The 16,132-nt window shown below is 38.7% G+C and carries 14 protein-coding genes; 13 read left to right on the top strand and 1 reads right to left on the bottom strand.

The genetic code is table 11. The annotated features are described in order from the left end of the window. The first annotated feature begins 42 nt into the window (after positions 1-42). From alaS to BUB66_RS06200, 6 genes are all read left to right on the top strand, one after another. Positions 43-2,688 (top strand): alanine--tRNA ligase, encoded by a 2,646-nt coding sequence (alaS, locus tag BUB66_RS06225; protein ID WP_073256293.1) that lies wholly within the window; start codon positions 43-45, stop codon positions 2,686-2,688. A gap of 74 nt (positions 2,689-2,762) precedes the next feature. Further along, positions 2,763-3,029 (top strand): IreB family regulatory phosphoprotein, encoded by a 267-nt coding sequence (locus tag BUB66_RS06220; protein WP_073256290.1) that lies wholly within the window; start codon positions 2,763-2,765, stop codon positions 3,027-3,029. 2 nt (positions 3,030-3,031) lie between these two features. Continuing rightward, entirely contained in the window at positions 3,032-3,979 is a 948-nt protein-coding gene (locus tag BUB66_RS06215; protein WP_073256287.1) for an aldo/keto reductase, read from the top strand. Between the two features lie 16 nt (positions 3,980-3,995). After that, positions 3,996-4,412, top strand: coding sequence for a Holliday junction resolvase RuvX (gene ruvX, locus BUB66_RS06210; RefSeq protein WP_073256284.1), 417 nt, complete (start codon positions 3,996-3,998; stop codon positions 4,410-4,412). 62 nt (positions 4,413-4,474) lie between these two features. After that, positions 4,475-4,762 (top strand): DUF1292 domain-containing protein, encoded by a 288-nt coding sequence (locus BUB66_RS06205; protein WP_073256281.1) that lies wholly within the window; start codon positions 4,475-4,477, stop codon positions 4,760-4,762. A gap of 178 nt (positions 4,763-4,940) precedes the next feature. After that, the gene (locus tag BUB66_RS06200; protein WP_073256422.1) at positions 4,941-5,381 is read left to right on the top strand and encodes a Fur family transcriptional regulator; all 441 of its coding nucleotides are present in this window, start codon (positions 4,941-4,943) and stop codon (positions 5,379-5,381) included. 41 nt (positions 5,382-5,422) lie between these two features. On the opposite strand, the gene BUB66_RS06195 is transcribed toward BUB66_RS06200, so the two are convergent. Continuing rightward, a complete protein-coding gene (locus tag BUB66_RS06195; RefSeq protein ID WP_073256278.1) occupies positions 5,423-8,128 on the bottom strand; it encodes a calcium-transporting P-type ATPase, PMR1-type in 2,706 nt (901 codons plus the stop codon). Between the two features lie 431 nt (positions 8,129-8,559). Between BUB66_RS06195 and BUB66_RS06190 the strand changes: the two genes are divergently transcribed. The 7 genes from BUB66_RS06190 to BUB66_RS06160 all read left to right on the top strand — a co-directional run bounded on the left by BUB66_RS06190 (position 8,560) and on the right by BUB66_RS06160 (position 16,122). Next, a complete protein-coding gene (locus BUB66_RS06190) occupies positions 8,560-9,036 on the top strand; it encodes a QueT transporter family protein (RefSeq protein ID WP_073256275.1) in 477 nt (158 codons plus the stop codon). Positions 9,037-9,038: 2 nt separating this feature from the next. After that, a complete protein-coding gene (gene mltG / locus BUB66_RS06185) occupies positions 9,039-10,124 on the top strand; it encodes an endolytic transglycosylase MltG (protein ID WP_244269772.1) in 1,086 nt (361 codons plus the stop codon). A gap of 197 nt (positions 10,125-10,321) precedes the next feature. Then, positions 10,322-11,794 carry a peptidoglycan D,D-transpeptidase FtsI family protein gene (locus BUB66_RS06180; RefSeq protein ID WP_244269771.1) on the top strand — a complete coding sequence of 491 codons (1,473 nt, stop codon included), beginning with the start codon at positions 10,322-10,324 and terminating at the stop codon, positions 11,792-11,794. 37 nt (positions 11,795-11,831) lie between these two features. After that, on the top strand, positions 11,832-12,551 hold the full coding sequence (gene sigK, locus BUB66_RS06175) for an RNA polymerase sporulation sigma factor SigK (protein WP_073256266.1): 720 nt from the start codon (positions 11,832-11,834) through the stop codon (positions 12,549-12,551). Positions 12,552-12,620: 69 nt separating this feature from the next. Further along, positions 12,621-13,133, top strand: a complete 513-nt coding sequence (locus BUB66_RS06170; RefSeq protein WP_073256263.1) for a YqeG family HAD IIIA-type phosphatase — start codon at positions 12,621-12,623, stop codon at positions 13,131-13,133. A gap of 59 nt (positions 13,134-13,192) precedes the next feature. Next, complete coding sequence (locus tag BUB66_RS06165; RefSeq protein WP_073256260.1) at positions 13,193-14,899, top strand: GspE/PulE family protein; 1,707 nt, start codon at positions 13,193-13,195, stop codon at positions 14,897-14,899. 17 nt (positions 14,900-14,916) lie between these two features. Further along, complete coding sequence (locus tag BUB66_RS06160) at positions 14,917-16,122, top strand: type II secretion system F family protein (protein ID WP_073256257.1); 1,206 nt, start codon at positions 14,917-14,919, stop codon at positions 16,120-16,122. Positions 16,123-16,132 lie beyond the last annotated feature (10 nt).

Raw genomic sequence — 16,132 nt, 5'->3', positions numbered from 1 at the left:
ATATAATTCTTGGAAAACGCAATTTATGTGGAGGTTTACATTATGCTGAGTAGCGGAGAGATAAGAGAAAAATTTTTGAGTTTTTTTGAGAGCAAGGGGCATGTTCGCGTTCCCAGTTCATCACTTGTGCCCCATAATGACCCGACTTTGCTTTTTACCAATGCCGGAATGAACCAGTTTAAAGATGTGTTTTTAGGTTTGAAAAAGTTATCCTTTACAAGAGCCACCACCGCTCAGAAATGCCTTAGAGCTGGAGGTAAACACAACGACCTTGATAGCGTGGGAAGGACCGCACGGCATCACACTTTTTTTGAAATGCTCGGCAATTTTTCTTTCGGCGATTATTTTAAGAAAGAAGCCATTGCCTATGCGTGGGAATTTTTAACACAGGTACTTCAGCTTCCGCCTGAAAGGTTATGGATAAGTATATATGAAAAGGACGACGAAGCTTTTTATTTATGGCAGGAAGTTGCAAATGTCCCTCCGGAGAAGATAATTCGTCTGAGCGAAAAGGACAATTTTTGGGCGATGGGCGATACGGGTCCCTGCGGTCCCTGCAGCGAAATATACATTGACCGGGGAGAAGAATATCGCTGTAACTCTCCCGAATGCAAAATAGGGGTATGCGACTGCGATCGCTGGCGGGAACTGTGGAATTTGGTGTTCATGCAATACAATCGCGATGAAGAAGGGAACCTCACCCCTCTTCCGAAACCGAGTATAGATACCGGCATGGGACTTGAGCGTATAGCAACGGTGATGCAGAACGTATATAGCAATTATGACACCGATCTTTTGCGTCCGATAATAGCTTTCGTGGAAAATATGACGGGGAAAAAATATTACGGCGACGAAAGAGGTTTCCCCTTCAGAGTAATCGCTGACCATATAAGGGCAATAACGTTCTTGATTTCTGAAGGAGTATTGCCGGGCAACGAAGGAAGGAGCTACGTACTCAGGCGCATACTAAGAAGAGCGGCAAGGTTCGGCAAAGAACTGGATCTTGAAAGACCATTTTTATATAAAATCGTTCCCGTAGTCGTATCGATAATGGGAGATGCTTATCCAGAAATAAAGAAAAATCAGGATTATGTTCAGAGAGTTATTAACTTCGAGGAAGAAAGGTTCCATGAAACTTTAAACGATGGGCTGAAAATGTTGTACGAAGGCATTGCAGAACTTGAAAAAAAGAATGTAAAGACCATACCCGGTGAAATGGCTTTTACATTGTATGATACTTATGGTTTTCCCATAGACCTTACCGAGGATGTGGCACGGGAAAAGGGATTTACTGTGGATAAGGAATCCTTTGACAAGTTGATGAAAGAACAAAGAGAAAGGGCAAGGGCGGCGCGTAGAGGAGAGTATCCCATAGATGAGCTTTATGAGGTATTGAAGCCTTTGGAACCAACGGTTTTTGTGGGATACGATACGCTTTCTTGTGAAGCTCAAGTAGAAATGATTGTTGAAGAAAATGAACCCACAATTGAAGCTGAGGGAAAGGGGAAGGAACTCATACTTGTCCTTGACAAAACTCCTTTTTACGGCGAAGCGGGCGGACAAGTTGGGGATACGGGTATAATAGAAAGTGAGAGTTTTATGTTTAACGTGAAAGATACAAAGCGTACACCCGATGGCAAAATATATCATGTGGGGGAACTTGAAAAAGGATATATCCGTCTAAAAGATAAAGTAACGGCGAAAGTAGACGAAAGCCGGAGAAAGAACATAGCAAGGAACCATAGCGCAACTCACCTGCTTCATAAAGCATTAAAAGAAGTGCTCGGAGAACACGTTAATCAAAGCGGTTCTTTGGTTGCTCCCGACCGTCTGCGTTTTGATTTCAACCATTTCACAGCTTTAACCGAGGATGAAATACAAAGAATTGAAGATTTAGTAAACGGTGCGATACTGAAAAATATGCCTGTAATTGTTAAGGAGACCACGGTGGAGGATGCTCAAAAGGAAGGTGCAATAGCACTATTCGGGGAAAAATACGGAGAAAAGGTTCGCATGGTGAGTATGGGCAACTATTCTAAAGAACTTTGCGGCGGTACACATGTAAAGTCGACGGGAGAAATAGGACTGTTCAAGATTGTCTCTGAAGGCAGCGTAGGTGCGGGAATAAGGAGAATCGAAGCTGTAACAGGGTGGAACTTTTTAAGTTATACTAGGGAGAATCTAAAAATAATAGACGAACTGGTTGAAGAATTGAAAGTTAAACCGGAGAGTTTGCTTTCTAAAGTCAAGGAGCTTTACGATGAGATAAAAAAAGCAGATCGAGAGATCGAGTCACTTAAGCAGCGGTTAATGAACGAAAAAGTGGAAGATTTGATAATTGATAAGATAACGTTTAACAACTTTAGTATTATTTCGAAGGCTGTTGACAACGCAACTTATGAAGATTTGAGAAACATCAGCGATATAATACGACAGAGGCTAAAAACCTGTATAGTAATATTGGGTTCCACATTTGACAACAAAGTAAATCTAATCTGCGCTGTTACCAAGGACTTGGTAGGGCTGGGCTATCATGCAGGGGAAATTATTAAAAAAGTTGCAGAAGTGGTAGGTGGTGGAGGTGGAGGAAGGCCCGATTTTGCTCAAGCCGGAGGGAAATACACAGAAAGACTTCATCAGGCTCTTGAATTTGCCATAGATGTTGTTAAAAACTATTTCCAAGATTAGGTTTTGATATTGATTGGAGCACGGCTTAAAAAGCCGTGCTCCCTGAGATTTTTGCGATTAGGAGGTAAACTATAATGGAAAAAAATATGCAAGATACAGTAATGTTTAAAAAAGTTGAAAAAGAGGAAGTAAAAGTTACAAAGCAAATATTAAAAGAGGTGTATAATGCATTAAAGGAAAAAGGATATAATCCGATAAGCCAAATTGTAGGATATTTATTGTCTGGAGATCCAGCCTATATCACTAGTTACAAAGGTGCTCGTAGCCTGATAAGAAAAATTGAGAGAGATGAACTGCTAGAAGAACTGGTTAAAAGTTACTTGGAAAAAGAAGAGGAATAAAGATGCAGTATAACAACTTAGGGAAAACGGAAATTTCGGTTTCCCGCCTTTGTTTCGGTACGCTGACTTTAGGGCCCCTTCAAGCGAATTTGACCGAGAAAAAAGGAGCCGATCTAATTTGTAAAGCTGTCGAATTGGGAGTAAACTTTTTAGATACAGCGGAATACTACCAAAATTACCCCCACATAAGGTTAGCTTTAAAAAGATGTGGGAAAGATTTGGTGGTGGCAACCAAATCTTATGCATATACATATCAAGGAATGAAAGAAAGCGTAGAATATGCACGAAAAGCTTTGGACAAGGATGTCATAGACATTTTCATGCTTCACGAGCAGGAGTCCCGATTGACCCTGAAGGGCCACAGAGAAGCTTATGAGTATTTAATAGAAGCAAAAGTAAAAGGGATCATAAAGGCTACAGGCGTTTCGACTCATACGGTCGAAGTAGTTTTGGCTGCATCCGAGATGGAGGAAATTGATGTTATCCATCCCATTATAAACTATAAAGGGATAGGAATAAAAGATGGGACTGTAGAAGATATGATAAAGGCCATTAAGAAAGCATATCAGAGCGGCAAGGGAATCTATGGGATGAAATGTCTGGGAGGCGGCAATTTGATTCGAGAGAAAAAAAAAGCGCTAGAATATGTTTTAAGGTTACCCTTTTTACATTCAATTGCGGTAGGAATGAAATCGGAGCATGAAATTATTGCGAATGTTTTGGTGTTTGAAGGAAAAGATGTTCCGGCAGAAATCGAGGAGTACATTTCAAATGAAAAAAGGCGGTTATTAATTGAAGATTGGTGTGAAGGTTGTGGAGAATGTGTCAAAAAGTGCGGATTTGGGGCATTACACATTGAAAATGGCAAGGCAATTGTAGATTATGATAGATGTACGTTGTGTGGTTACTGCAGCAGGGTTTGTCCTGAGTTTTGCATAAAAATCGTGTAAAAGGGGTATCTTTTTAATGCGAATCCTTGGATTAGATGTAGGTGAAAAAAGAATAGGGGTTGCGTTATCTGACGAGCTTGGAATCACTGCTCAAGGGATAGGGGTGATTGCCCGGAGCTCTATTGAAGAAGATATTAAAGCAATCTCGGAAATTGTGCAAAAATATGAAGTCAATAAAATCGTCATTGGACTACCTGTAAATATGAACGGTACATTAGGTTATCGAGGAGAAGAGATAAAAGAATTCGGTGAAAAATTGAGGAATAATTTTAAAGTCGAAGTGCAGTACTGGGACGAAAGACTCTCTACTGTAGCTGCTGAACGGGTCTTGATCGACGCTGATATTTCACGGAGGAAGAGGAAAAAATTAATCGATAAAGTATCAGCAGTGATTATCCTGCAGAACTTTCTTGATTCACAGCATAGATGTTGACACGAAAATCAAATTGCTATAAAATGTATTTAATTTCGAAAGCAGATTGGAGTGATTTTTTAATGTCGGAAGAAAGAGAAACCATCACCTTATATGATGAGGAAGGCAACGCTACGGAATTCGAAGTAATAGGCGTTGTAAACGTAGAAGACAATGATTATGCAATATTGTTGCCGCTCGATGGGGAGGATGAGGAGACAGCTTATATTTTTAGAATTGATGTAGAAGAAGATGGAGAAGAGGTCCTGACCGTAGTTGAAGATGACGATGAATTTGAAAAGGTAAAAGCGGCATGGGAAGCTTTGAGTGATGAGGATTTTGAGGATGAAGATTGGGAAGAGGAAGAATAAATTATGTGTTTTACCATGAAGCACAAAACCGCCCCAAAATATGGGGCGTTTATTTATTATCAAAATTTAAACTTGCGCTGACGGATTATGAAGATGTATAATTAACGTTGTGCAACAGTTTTATCAGGAGGGGAAGATTTTGCCTGAAAGAAAAGGGAAAAAAAACTATGATGATAAAATAAGAAAGATGAAATTTTTTGAAGATAAACTGAGGAACAGAGAAGTAAAACTTACCCCTCAGAGAAAAGCAACTTTGGAAGTGTTTCTGGAAAATCCTTCAAGACATATGAGCACCGAAGAAATATACGCATTGGTAAAAAAGAAATTTCCGGAAGTAGGGCTTGCCACCATCTACAGAACTTTACTGCTTTTCGATGAATGCGACATAATAAAAAAGCTCAATTTTGGCGATGGGTGTTACAGGTATGAACTCAGCGAGGATGAAAAACACCAGCACCACCATCTGGTTTGTTTGAAATGTGGTCAGGTTTACGAGTTTGACGATGACCTTCTTGAAGAGTTGGAACACCAGATTGAAACTAAAAATGAGTTTAAAATTATAGACCATATGGTAAAATTTTTGGGGTATTGCAGAAAATGTCAGGAAAGCAAAGAATAAAGGAGCTTGTCCTTTAAAAAAAGACAAGCTCCTTTATTCTTTTATGCTTTTGCTTTTCTTAGAAATATTTTACTTATTTCGGCTGATGCAAAAGGAATTAAGCCAAATAGTAAGATGATATCCATTTCCATAAAAGTCAAATATGTGGTATCGAAAACGGTCCTCAAAAACGGTATATAAATCACAGCAAGAAGCAATATTAGTGATATGAAAGTGCCTAATACCATGAAGCGATTAGTGAAAAAGCCGATCTTAAATACTGAGTAGGTCTCAGAACGGGAAGTATACGCGCGTAGAAGTTCGCTAAAAATTAATGTGGTAAAAGCAAAGGTCCTGGCTTTTTCCAAATCGGCTGTTGTTTTTAATGCATAGACGAATACTCCTATTACTGCGACGGTCATGAAAATACTTTGAATTGCTATTTGCCAGCGCATTCTTCCATCTATAATGGGCTCTTCGGGTTTTCTAGGCGGCCTTTGCATAATATCTGGTTCCTTATTTTCCATTCCGAGGGCTAGGGCAGGGAATGCGTCTGTCAGCACATTTATCCATAATAGCTGAATCGGTTTTAAAGGGATAGGTAATCCTGCCAGCATGGAAACGAATATAATGAGAATTTCTGCTATGTTGCAAGACAAGAGGAAAAATATAAATTTACGTATATTGGAATAAATGACGCGACCTTCCTCGATAGCTGCAACTATACTGGCGAAATTGTCGTCAACGAGAATCATATCGGCCGTTTCCTTTGCCACGTCAGTTCCGGTGATGCCCATAGCTACGCCTATATCTGCCTTCTTCAACGCAGGCGCATCGTTGACGCCGTCACCGGTCATAGCAGCGATATGACCGTTGTTTTTTATAGCATCTACTATTCTTAGTTTGTGAATGGGGGATACTCTGGCGTAAACTGATACTTTTTTGGATTCTTTCAGAAGTTCTTCGTCAGTTATGGAATCGAGTTGGGCACCGGTCAGCACTCCGGTTTCATTTTCCATTAAGCCCAGCTCTTTTGCTATGGCCACTGCCGTGTCTTTATGGTCTCCGGTAATCATAACAGGTCTTATGCCGGCTTGTTTGCATATTTTTATGGCTTCAATGGCCTCAGGGCGCGGCGGGTCTATCATTCCGATTAATCCTACAAAAATCAGTTCCTTTTCTATATCTTCGGATTTGGGTTCTTCCGGCAATTTATCCAATGGCCTGTAAGCTAGAGCAAGTACCCTCAATGCCTGAGACGCCATGGTTTTGTTCGCAGCGTTTATTTCTTTAATATCATCCTGGGTTAATGGCAGTATCTGGTTGGTTTTATAGATGTACTTCGAACGGCTTAAAAGTACATCGGGAGCGCCTTTGACATAAGCTACGTATATCCCGCCACATGGATGTATTGTGGTCATAAGTTTTCTATCTGAATCGAAGGGGATTTCTTTTACCCTTGGCTCGCTTTTTTCTAATTCAGAAGTAACCAATCCAGCTTTTGCTGCAGCGACTATAAGGGCGCCTTCCGTCGGATCGCCAAAAATTCTCCAGCTTGGTGGATCTTGTTCTTGGCTGACTTCTTCTAACCTAGCATCGTTGCAGAGAGCTCCGATTTTTAAAAGTAGTTCGAGCGCCGGATTGGATCTGGGGTCTACCTTCCTGTCATTTAGATAAAAATCTCCGAAGGGCCTGTAACCTTCGCCGGTTATGGAAAAAAATTGTCCGTCTGTAAAAATTTTTGTCGCAGTCATCTGGTTTTGAGTAAGGGTTCCGGTTTTATCTGAACATATAACGGTAGTACTCCCTAATGTTTCGACGGCATGTAATTTTTTAATAATTGCATTTCTCTTGACCATTCGTTGAAGACCTAGCGCTAGAACTATGGTTACGATAGCGGGAAGACCTTCGGGAATTGCAGCAACCGCTAGGCTTATTGCGGTCATAAAAATTTCGAGGAAAGGAATACCTCTGAAAAGACCCATTAAAAATACTACACCGCAAATCACTAGGCTTGCAATTCCCAAAACCTTTCCTGTTTCCTCTAGCTTCTTTTGAAGGGGAGTTATTTCTTCCTCATAAGATTCGATCATTGAGGCGATCATTCCAATTTCGGTTTTCATTCCTGTCGAAATTACGATTCCCTTACCTCTACCATAAGTAACTACTGTGCCCATGAACGCACAGTTGATCCTGTCACCCAAAGAGACTTCGCCGTTTAAAACCTTTTCTGCATTTTTTTCTACTGGTACTGATTCGCCTGTCAGCGCTGATTCATCGATTTTCAAATTAATACATTCGACTAACCGCAAGTCTGCAGGCACGTAGTTTCCTGCTTCCAATAAAACTAAGTCGCCGGGTACTAGTTCTCTCGCCGGTATAACTTGTACCATTGAATCTCTTATGACCTTAGCCTCAGGTGCAGCCATTTTTTTTAAAGCGTCTAAAGCTTTATTGGCTCTATATTCTTGAACAACCCCGAGTACCGCATTTAAAATTACGATTAAAATGATCACCAGTGAATCGATGACTTCACCTATGAGAATTGATATTAAGCTAGCTCCTATAAGTATTATAACCAAGAAATCCTTAAATTGGCTTAAGAACATTTCAAGCAAGGTTGGTCCTTTTTTGCCTATTAATTCGTTATACCCGAATTCTTTTAGCCTTTGCTGGGCGATTTCCGAAGAAAGCCCTTCAGACAAAGATGTATTGAGAATTTCTGCTGCCTGTGCAGAACGCAGTGCGTACCACTTTTTGTTCTCCAAAAAAGACCCTCCCCTTAAAAGGTAAACTTTAATATAGATTCTTTTTTATTATTTGCTTCTAAAAAAGATACGATTTAATTTCTTAAATATTTCACCTCCCGTTTTTATTTTAAAATAAATAAAAATAACCTTTGACTGATTTCTAGGGAAATAGAAATCCAGTCAAAGGTCTTGCCCCCAAAACACGGGAGATAAAGCCAGGCAACCCGCTAATACTTACTCCGGATTGCCGAGATGACGGCTTTATCTTTTAGGCTACTCCCCCTTAACTATACGAAGTTTATTATGTGGTTTTCAAGGGGAATTATATACCAAAAAACTTTATTTGTAAAGGAGGATATTTTCATAATAGAAAGTGGTTCAAGTTGACGCGAAAGGGCTTTAGCGATAAACTAAAATAAGAGCAAGAAAAATAGGAGGGTTGATAGTTAGTGGGATCTGTCAGATATATCGTACGTGCTTCGATCATAGCCGGAATATATGCTGCGCTGACATATTTTTTAAGACCGATAAGTTATGGACCGCTGCAAGTGCGCGTAGCAGAAGCCCTTACCCTTTTGCCTTTAATAGAAAGTTCTGCAGTGCCCGGCCTTTTTGTGGGATGTTTTCTGGCAAATTTACTAGGAGGTTTAGGCCCGTGGGATGTGTATGGAGGAAGTTTCATAACTCTCTTCGCCGCATATTTGACAAGTAAAATGCCGAATCCGTTCTTAGGGGCGATTCCACCTATAATCCTTAATGCTCTTGGAGTATCGTACTATCTTAGCTTGCTATACGATATGCCTTATATCCTTACAGCAGCCTACATTGCAGTAGGAGAGATTATCGCTGTCGGTTTTATTGGAATACCCATGTTGCTCTTCATAGAAAGGACGGGCTTGAGAAGATATTTCGATAAAGCTAGATGAAGGTGGGGTTTTACTTGCAGGATATAAAAGTTTATTGGCAGAAGCTCAGGGATAGCCAATGGGGACAGAAAGTACGGCGATGGAGGCTGCTTTTTGTAGCAATACCTTTACTCTTGAGTCTTTCTGCGGTTTGGTGGTACTTTTGGATGCTGTCGCCGGCGAATCCAAAAAAACAAGACACAGTTTCATTTGAGATAACAAGGGGTATGACGGCAAAGGCCATAGGCAAAAGTCTGAAAAAGCAAGGATTGATAAAAAGTTCCCTCGTTTTCTTAATTTATACAAAGATAAATCAACTTGATACAAAATTTAAAAGCGGCTATTACAATTTAAGCTATGCTATGAGCCTACCGAAAATGGTAGATAAATTTGTAAAAGGGGAAGTGATGCTGAAAAAGGTAACTATTCCTGAGGGTTTGACTTTGGGAAAAATAGCTGAAGTGTTTGAATCAAATGGACTTGCCACCAAAGAAGAATTTTTGAGATTGGCTATTCCTTCGCTATTTGAAGAAAAATATCCTTTTTTAAAGACGTTACCAGAAGGAGCAACGTTGGAAGGCTTTTTGTTTCCTGATACGTACTATTTTCCAAAAGACAGCCCTGTAACCCTATACATAGATGCAATGATAAAAAGATTTTACGATGTATATTATAGAAATGGAGAATTTCTAGAAAAGGAAAAAAAGCTGGGGCTTAATACATATCAAGTGATTACGCTGGCTTCTATAGTAGAAAGAGAAGCAAAATTAAGTAGTGAAAAACCACTTATTGCTGCCGTTTTTCTGAATAGATTGAAAAAGGGCATGCCCCTTCAGTCGTGTGCAACTGTAGAATATGTACTTAAAGAGCACAAAAAGGTGCTTACTCTTGAAGATCTCAAGATAGAATCACCTTACAATACTTACATTAATTCCGGGCTTCCTCCTGGGCCCATATCTTCTCCTGGATTGGAGTCCATAAAGGCTGTTTTAAATCCGGCAAGTGTGGATTATCTATACTTTGTAGCCAATATGAATGGTTCACATACTTTTAGCAAAACATACGAAGAACATCTTAAAGCTAAAAAAGGAAACGAACAAAAAAGGTGATTATTGTGTTGTATAAAAAATTTGAAATTGAAGATTCTATATAATAGGTGATTTTTATGAAAAAGGGCGATAGAATAAGTTTTTTATTCGCCTTTATATTTTTTTTAACAGGAATTTTAATATTAAGGATTTTTGATATTCAAATATTATCTCATGATTACTTATCCAGCAAAGCTATGGCTCAATGGCGGGGAGTTTTGGGGGAAATAACACGGGGTGGAATTTTTGACAGGAACGGTGAATCTCTTTTGGGTTCTTATGAAGAAAAGTGTGTCTTTATTTCTCCAAAGTGGTTGAAAGATACTGAAATTGAATTTCTGCAGAAAAATAACGTCCTAACTAAAGCAAGCTCGAACGAACCCAAGAGTATAAAGTTATCGGACATAAATTTGGAAATTACTAAAAGGCTTATCGGCAAGACTCCTGGTATTTTTCTTTATTCAAAAAAGATGCGTTATGGATCTAGCGCCCTTGCTACCCATTTAGTCGGGTACAGTGGAAAGGCGGGGATAGAAAAAGCTTTCAATCAAATATTGGAGGGAGACAAAAAAGCAAATATATTATTCGACGGTTTGGGGCAACCCATACCGGGAATATCGAAGGATGTATCAGAGGATGAGAGTTGGGGCATTTATCTGACAATTGACAGCAGGATACAATCCATAGTGGAAAGAATTATGGATCAATCGGTAAAAAAAGGCGCCGTTATCGTAATTGACGCCAAAACTGGTGAAATTTTGGCGATGGCAAGTAGGCCGAATTATAAACAATTTGAGCTTGAGAAGTACATTAAAGATGAAGATTCACCTCTTATAAATAGAGCAGTGCAAGCATACATACCAGGCTCAATATTTAAAATCGTAGTTCTTTCTGCTGCTCTTGAAGAAAATATAGCGACATTAAATGATGAATTTTTTTGTAATGGTTCAGCTAAGGTAGGAGGAAATGTAATCCGTTGCAGCAGCTATGAAAAGGGCGGTCACGGACGTATTACCCTAAAAGAGGCTTTCGCTCATTCTTGTAATTCTGTTTTCATAGAACTTGGGATAAGGTTGGGTAAGGAAAGGATTTTAAAATACGCGGAGAAATTTGGTTTGGGTAAAACGGTATTGGATATACTGCCTGAAGAAAAACCTGGTTACATTCCATCTTACAAGAATGTATATTATGCCGATCTGGGTAATCTTTCGATAGGGCAGGGGAACCTTCAAATAACGCCGTTACAAGCGGCACAAATAATGCTCATTATAGCGAATGACGGACTTAGAAAAACTCCATTACTTGTAAAAAAAGTGGTCGATAAAAACGGACACGTAAATCAGATGGAATTTAAAGAAAAAGAGGCGGAGAGAATAATTTCATCGGATACAGCAAGGAAGGTAAGAGAAGCTCTCGAGGCAGTGGTCGATTACGGAAGCGGCTTGTTCGCAGCTCCTTCGGAAGATGATTTTAGAGCGGCAGGGAAGACAGGAACCGCCGAACTGGGCGACGGAACTAATCATGCGTGGTTTGTGGGATATTTCCCGGCGGACAATCCACGATATATCATAGCCGTTTTTATAGAAAAAGGGCAGTCGGGTCCTCTAAAAGCGGCTCCTGTCTTTAGAAAAATTGCAGAAGAAATTTATTTTTTTGAACGGAAAGTAAACATGCACTTCTTTTCCCCCTAAGTCATATTATATAGGTACGCGAGGAAGGAGGATTCAGATGGAAGGCGTCCTGTCTTCCCTTGTGACTTTGGGTTTTTTATTTTTTAAAGAACTACTTACATGGACGGGTTACCTCACTAACAACAATACTTTTCCGCAACCGCTCACTCCCGAAGAAGAAGAAAAATATCTCGAACTATATAAAAAAGGTGACGAAGAGGCTAAAAACATATTAATTGAGCGGAATTTGAGACTAGTTGCTCATATAGTTAAAAAATTTGTTAATACCGGAGAAGATATGGATGACCTGATTTCAATAGGAACAATAGGGTTAATAAAAGCCATAAATACGTTTAATGAAAGCAAGGGTAACAGATTGGCCACTTATGCTGCACGATGCATAGAAAACGAAATTTTAATGAATCTTCGTTCGACAAAGAAAACTAAGATTGAAGTGTCTTTGCAGGATCCCATAGGTATCGACAAGGAAGGCAATGAAATTTCCCTAATTGACGTATTAGGCACCGATTCCGATGCTATAATAGATGAGATAACGAATAAATTTCAGCTTAAGAAACTCCGAGACAAAGTTGGAACGGTTCTGGAAGAGCGCGAGAAAAGGGTAATAGAATTGAGATACGGGTTATACGATGGCAAAGTAAGAACTCAGAGAGAAACAGCCAAGATATTGGGGATTTCTAGATCTTATGTATCTAGAATAGAAAAAAAAGCAATAAAGAAATTATTTTATGAGTTTTTTTCAGAAGGGTGCAGTTAATGGGTTTCTTAAGTATGATATAATTTATATGCACTTTTTTTATTTAAAAAAATTTCTACGGAGGCTTATATGTTGAACTTATTTTTGCCAGATTTTTATGTTACGGACATCTTCGAAATAGATTTTGATTATTTGAAGAAAAACAATATAAAAGCTATTTTGGTTGATCTAGATAATACTCTAGTCCCTTGGAATTCAAGCGAAGTGAATGACAAACTTATAAAATGGATTGAAGAAGGCAAAGAAAAAGGGTTTAAATTTTGTATTGTTTCAAACAATTTAGCTCGTAGAATAATAGAGTTCTCGAAAAAATTGGGGATTCCTGCTGTAACAGGTGCCTTTAAACCCGGCAAAAAAATTTTTTTAAAAGGATTGGAAGTTACGGGAACTACGGCTAAAGAAACTGCCTTTGTAGGAGACCAGTTATTTACAGATGTTTTAGGGGCTAAAAGGATGGGAATGAAGGTAATATTAGTCAAGCCCATAAGCGAAAAAGAGTTTTTTTGGACAAGAATTATAAGGCTTTTTGAGAAAAAAATAATCGATTTTATGGAAAAAAAAGGCCTCTTGACGAAATTTTAGGTTTTAACAACTTGATAGGGCAATTTTTTTTGTAGCTTTTTAGAGGAATTTAAAAAATAATGTTGAATATTTACTATGTAGGAAAAATTTACTACGACGGTGATACGGTGATTAAAAAAATTGGCGAAATATTGTTGGAATATAATATAATTTCCAAATACCAGCTTGAAGATGCTCTAGAATTACAAAAAAAGACCGGAAAACGAATAGGTGAAATATTGGTTGAGCTTGGTTTGATAAAAGAAAAATTGTTGATGGAAGTCCTTGAATTTCAATTAGGAATACCATATGTGGATCTGAATGCTTATGATATCGACCCTGAGATCATAAAATTCCTACCAGAGAGCCTCGCAAGAAAATATAACGCTTTTCCAGTCAAATATAATGAAGGGGTCCTCACTTTAGCTCTAAGCGATCCTGTAGATGTTATTGCGATAAACGACTTAAGGGTTATAACTGGAAAAGAAATTCAAATAGCTTTGGCATCGAAAGCTCAGATAGAGCGGGCAATAGAAGTATTTTATTCGGCAAAAGACTCTATAAAAGAGGTTCTACAGAACATTGGCATTAGACTTCAGGATGAATCATCATACGAGGATTTATACGATGAAGAAAACGCTCCAATAATAAAATTGGTAAATACTGTCTTATTCAGGGCAATATCTGAAGGTGCGAGTGACATACATATAGAGCCGCAGGGAAAAGAGATCAGAGTAAGGTATCGTATAGACGGGGAGTTATTCGAAGTTATCAGATGGCCGAAAGAACTTCTCGATTCCGTAGTTACGAGAATTAAAATTATGGGTGGCATGGATATAGCTCAGAAAAGAATTGCACAGGATGGACATTTTGATTTTCCTATTAGCGATAACATATATGACATTAGAGTATCGACGATGCCGACAATTCACGGAGAAAAACTAGTTCTTAGAATATTCAATCATCAGCGGATGACACTGGATTTGAAATATTTGGGATTTGACGGTAATGAACTGGATTTGATATCGAAAATGCTCCAATTCCCGCACGGAATGATACTCGTTACTGGACCGACCGGAAGTGGTAAAACGACGACTCTTTATTCCATGCTGAATCACATCAATAATTCATCAAAAAACATAGTTACGTTAGAAGATCCAGTAGAATACATAATTGACGGCATTAATCAATTACAAATAAATCCAAAAGCCGGAGTTACTTTTGCCCAGGCCCTTCGTTCAATTTTGAGGCAGGATCCTAACGTCATAATGATAGGGGAAATAAGGGATAGGGAAACGGCGGAGATAGCGGTAAGAGCTGCGCTTACCGGACATTTGGTCCTTTCAACTCTACATACAGGAGATGCGGTTGGGTCAATAACTAGATTGCTCGATATGGGCGTGGAGGCATCATTAGTAGCTTCCAGCTTAATAGGGGTAGTTTCACAGAGATTGATAAGAAAAATATGTCCATACTGTAAGGAAGAATACCAACCGGACGCGCAAGACTTAATAGCATTGGGTTTAGATGTAAATCAAAAACTATTTCACGGGAAAGGTTGTAAACTGTGCAATAAGTCGGGGTTTAGCGGGAGAACCGTCATAGCAGAGATTCTTCTCCTTACTCAAAAGCATCGGGAACTAATCACTAGAGGAAATATAACCGAGGAATTTACAAAAGTTTCTAAACAGATGAATTTTAGGAGCATTCGAGAAACTGCAGTAAAAAAAGTTATTGAAGGGATAACCGCACCGAGAGAAATAATCAAGGTCATTTTTTCTAATTAAAAGAGGTGTTCTTCTAATTGGCTGTATATTACTATCGCGGTAAAAACTTGAAAGGGGAAATATTGGATGGAGTTTACGAAGCGCAGAGTGAAACCGACATCGTTGAACTCTTAAGAAAAAATGGGTTCTATCCCATCGCCATTAAAAAACATCCTTTCTATTCTTTTTTGTACTTTTTGGGAGGGATTTCTTTAAATAAAAAATATAATGAGCTGGCATTTCTTTGCCGTCAGATATCAGGAATGCTTGAAACAGGCATGCCTGTAATAGATTGTCTTGCGGTCTTATGTCAGCAAAGTTCCCATCCTGGCCTGGCAAGGACTTTAAAAAAAATGATGAGAGATTTAAATAGGGGTTTTACTTTGTCGGAAGCTTTCAAAAATCAACCGGGTATATTTCCGGATATACTCGTATATGCCGTGGAAACGGGGGAAGTTTCGGGTAAGCTAGAAGACGTCCTGAAAAAGTTGGCAGTGTATTTTGATACCATAGCGAAATACCAGCAGCGTTTTAAAACCTCCATGATTTATCCGACTATTTTGGGTCTTATAAGTATAGCCGTTTGCTATTTTTTATCAAGCACCTTAATACCATTATACTCTAATATGTTTGAGCAAGCTGGAATCTACCTTCCGTTGCCGACTCAAATTTTTATAGCTATTGCTGTTAATTCAAAAGGACTTGCGATTATTCTGAGTTTAGTCGTTATATTAATATTAGTTATACACCAAAATTACAGAAAAAATTTAAAATTGGCTTACAAAGTCGACATATTTTTACTTAACATACCATTGCTAGGGCTTTTAATAAAAAACCACAACGCATCTAATTTTTGCAGCATTCTCGGAATTTTATTGTCAAGCGGCATACCTTTGATAAAGGCTATGGAAATTGCTGAAAACCATACAAATAACTGTGTATTTAAATTGGAGTTGCAATTAGCTAGAGAAAATATAAAAAAAGGAGAAACATTGGCAAATTCCCTGAGAACTTCATCTTATCCCATATTTATGTTGAAGATGTTACAAACGGGGGCGGAATCGGGTAAGCTAGATGAAATTTTGTTTAAGACCGCTGAATATTATGATAACGAAGTTAATGCTTTACAACAGAGGGTATTGGCTTTGGCTGAACCGCTGGCAATTCTTATTATGTCGGTAATTATAGGCTTTGCGGTAATCTCGGCAGTTCTTCCTATGTTTCACATGTATACTATATTTTAGAAAGAGGGGA

The organism is Caldanaerovirga acetigignens (assembly GCF_900142995.1).
In the GTDB taxonomy this organism is placed as follows: domain Bacteria; phylum Bacillota; class Thermosediminibacteria; order Thermosediminibacterales; family Thermosediminibacteraceae; genus Fervidicola; species Fervidicola acetigignens.
This window is presented reverse-complemented; position numbering and strand designations above follow the sequence as displayed.

Bases quoted from the DNA above. Each gene is read 5' to 3' on its own strand.
- BUB66_RS06170 (WP_073256263.1), top strand. From the start codon at position 12,621: ATGTTGAACTTATTTTTGCCAGATTTTTATGTTACGGACATCTTCGAA.
- ruvX (WP_073256284.1), top strand. From the start codon at position 3,996: ATGCGAATCCTTGGATTAGATGTAGGTGAAAAAAGAATAGGGGTTGCG.
- BUB66_RS06220 (WP_073256290.1), top strand. From the start codon at position 2,763: ATGGAAAAAAATATGCAAGATACAGTAATGTTTAAAAAAGTTGAAAAA.
- alaS (WP_073256293.1), top strand. From the start codon at position 43: ATGCTGAGTAGCGGAGAGATAAGAGAAAAATTTTTGAGTTTTTTTGAG.
- BUB66_RS06215 (WP_073256287.1), top strand. From the start codon at position 3,032: ATGCAGTATAACAACTTAGGGAAAACGGAAATTTCGGTTTCCCGCCTT.
- BUB66_RS06205 (WP_073256281.1), top strand. From the start codon at position 4,475: ATGTCGGAAGAAAGAGAAACCATCACCTTATATGATGAGGAAGGCAAC.
- sigK (WP_073256266.1), top strand. From the start codon at position 11,832: ATGGAAGGCGTCCTGTCTTCCCTTGTGACTTTGGGTTTTTTATTTTTT.
- BUB66_RS06165 (WP_073256260.1), top strand. From the start codon at position 13,193: ATGTTGAATATTTACTATGTAGGAAAAATTTACTACGACGGTGATACG.